This window comes from Bariatricus sp. HCP28S3_A7, assembly GCF_052066375.1.
In the GTDB taxonomy this organism is placed as follows: Bacteria; Bacillota; Clostridia; order Lachnospirales; family Lachnospiraceae; genus Allocoprococcus.
In genome coordinates this window covers 1-2,409 of the sequence record NZ_JBQHSG010000066.1, presented here as the reverse complement: position 1 = coordinate 2,409, position 2,409 = coordinate 1, and the positions used below count along the sequence as shown (strand labels likewise).

General features: G+C 41.3%; 2 protein-coding genes and 1 pseudogene. All 3 read left to right on the top strand.

Features of this window, described 5'->3' with window-relative positions:
- Positions 1 to 619: 619 nt before the first annotated feature.
- Positions 620 to 1,936 carry a group II intron reverse transcriptase/maturase gene (ltrA, locus tag ACTNA4_RS15960; RefSeq protein ID WP_291810439.1) on the top strand — a complete coding sequence of 439 codons (1,317 nt, stop codon included), beginning with the start codon at positions 620 to 622 and terminating at the stop codon, positions 1,934 to 1,936.
- A 95-nt stretch (positions 1,937 to 2,031) separates the two neighbouring features.
- A pseudogene (gene tnpA, locus ACTNA4_RS15955) lies at positions 2,032 to 2,325 on the top strand (IS200/IS605 family transposase); the annotation flags it as partial.
- Positions 2,273 to 2,409 (top strand): helix-turn-helix domain-containing protein (locus ACTNA4_RS15950; protein ID WP_441031138.1); only part of this gene is annotated, 137 nt, incomplete at its 3' end. The pseudogene tnpA and the gene ACTNA4_RS15950, both read left to right, overlap by 53 nt.

The following is a 2,409-nucleotide window of genomic DNA, read 5'->3' as shown; positions in this document are numbered from 1 at the left end:
TATATTATCATTTGATTATGGTTGTGAAATATCGCCGGAAAGTGATAGATGATGTAATATCAAACAGGTGCGAGCTGCGAAATCAGCATAGCTGATTTCCCCTAGTGTGCGGAAGGAATTCCGCAAACTTTGGTAAGCTGATAACAATACAGTAGGAAAATCCTATCAGGTAAGGTCTAACCAACCGCCTGTACCGAGTCCTTGGAACCAAAACGGTAACGTCAGGTTTAAGCGTAGGACAGGGAGCAACAGAGCCGAAACGAAAGTGAAGTGATTGAGCTGGGAAATTATTACGAGGTTGGAAATGGTCGATGTGTTCTGTTACGCAGTAGACAACACTGCTATGGCCGATATGGTGAGGCCACAACGGCATCCCCCAGTCTGAGAGCTTGGCGAGGTTGATGATAAGTATGTTATCGGAACAGCTGAGATCCTGTCATTTCCCCCAAGGGGTATGGAGACCAAAACAAAGAAATGCGTCAGGAATTCAAATGAGTGGCAGGAAGTCCGACACAGCCATAGTATCGGAGAAGTCTGTGAAAGCAGATGGAGAAAAGGGCTGTGCACTTTATAGCTTCAAGTAATTAGGAACTATGCAGACGAAAGAGAGCTGATGAACATGGTAAATGAGTTGCTTGGAATACAGTACAATATTGCAAAAGCAAACAGAACCGACAGAAAGGTACAGAATCTTGCGTCCTATATCAATGTAGATACGCTTCGAGCAATTCATAAAACAATGGATAAGAAGAAAGCATATGGAATTGACAAGGTAACAAAAGAGGATTATGAGCTGAATCTTGAGGAAAATCTTGCGAATCTTGTAAAACGGATGAAAAGCGGAAGCTATTGCCCAAATCCAACAAGGCGAGTCTATATTCCGAAAGAAACAAAAGGCAAAATGAGACCACTGGGAATCTCCTGTTATGAGGATAAACTGGTGGAGAATGCGATTGCACAGATACTGGAGCAGATTTATGAGCCAAAGTTTTATAATGAGAGCTTTGGATTCCGCCCAAACAGGAACTGTCATCAGGCGGTAAGAGAAATCATAGAAATGGTGCAGTATCGAAAGACGAACTATGTGGTGGAAGCAGATATCAAAGGATTCTTTGATAATGTAGACCATGAATGGTTGATGAAGATGCTGTCGCATGATATAGCTGACAGAAAATTCCTTGAAATAATCGAGAAATTTTTAAAAGCAGGAATCATGGAAAATGGAAAATATCTTGACAGCGAACGAGGAACCCCACAGGGAAACGGAGCCAGCCCGATACTTGCAAATATATATTTACACTATGTACTGGATAACTGGTTTGATGTAATCGTAAAGCGACAATGCAAGGGAGAAAGTTATCTTATTCGCTACTGTGATGATTTTGTTTGTTGTTTCCAGAACCGATACGAAGCGGAAGTTTTTAAGCAGAGACTGGAAGAACGCTTTGGAAAGTATGGGCTAGAATTAGCAGAGGAAAAGACAAAGATTCTGGAATTTGGGAGGTTTGCCAGGCAAAACCGAAAAGCAAGAGGAGAAGGAAAGCCAGATACCTTTGACTTTCTTGGCTTCACATTTTATTGCGGAATGGACGGAAAGAAGTGCTTTTACCGTTGTAGGGTAAAGACCAGTAAGAAGAAATTTCGGAGTAAAATCAAAGCAATGAAAGACTGGATAAAGGCACATAGAACAATGCCATTGGAGCAGTTAATTAAAACAATCAATGCAAAACTGAGAGGACACTATCAGTATTACGGAGTGACCGACAATACAAGGGAAGTGAAGAACTTTCTTACGCAAACAAAATGGCTGTTGTTTAAGTGGCTCAATCGGAGAAGTCAGAGAAGAGGCTATACGCAAGATACTTTCTTTAATGGAGTGCTTCGGACATTTCCGTTGCTTGAACCAAGTATCAAGGTAAGTTTGTTTTACAGATAGAGTATAAAAATATAAAGTGAAAAGCCGTATGCGTTAATAGCGCACGTACGGTTTTGTTTAGGGGTATGGGGAGTAATCCCCATATCTACTAGAGAGCGAAAGAAATATTTGAGTATATTGCACCGAATTATGGGATTACATTGGAAGAATGGAATCATGATGAGGATCATGTACATGTCATGTTCCGTGCGCAGCCGAAGAGCGAGATCAGTAAATTTATCAATGCGTATAAAAGCGCAAGCAGCAGGCTGCTGAAGAAGGAACATCCTGAAATACGGGAAAAACTCTGGAAGGAAGCATTTTGGAGTCAGAGCTTCTGCCTTTTGACAGCAGGAGGTGCACCGGTTGAAATCATTCGCAGATATATTGAAAGCCAGGGTGAAAAGTAATTTGAACAAAGCGTATAAATTCCGGATTTACCCGGATAAAAAACAGGAAGAACTTCTTGCTAAAACATTTGGATGCTGCCGTTT

Bases quoted from the DNA above. Each gene is read 5' to 3' on its own strand.
- ltrA (WP_291810439.1), top strand. From the start codon at position 620: ATGGTAAATGAGTTGCTTGGAATACAGTACAATATTGCAAAAGCAAAC.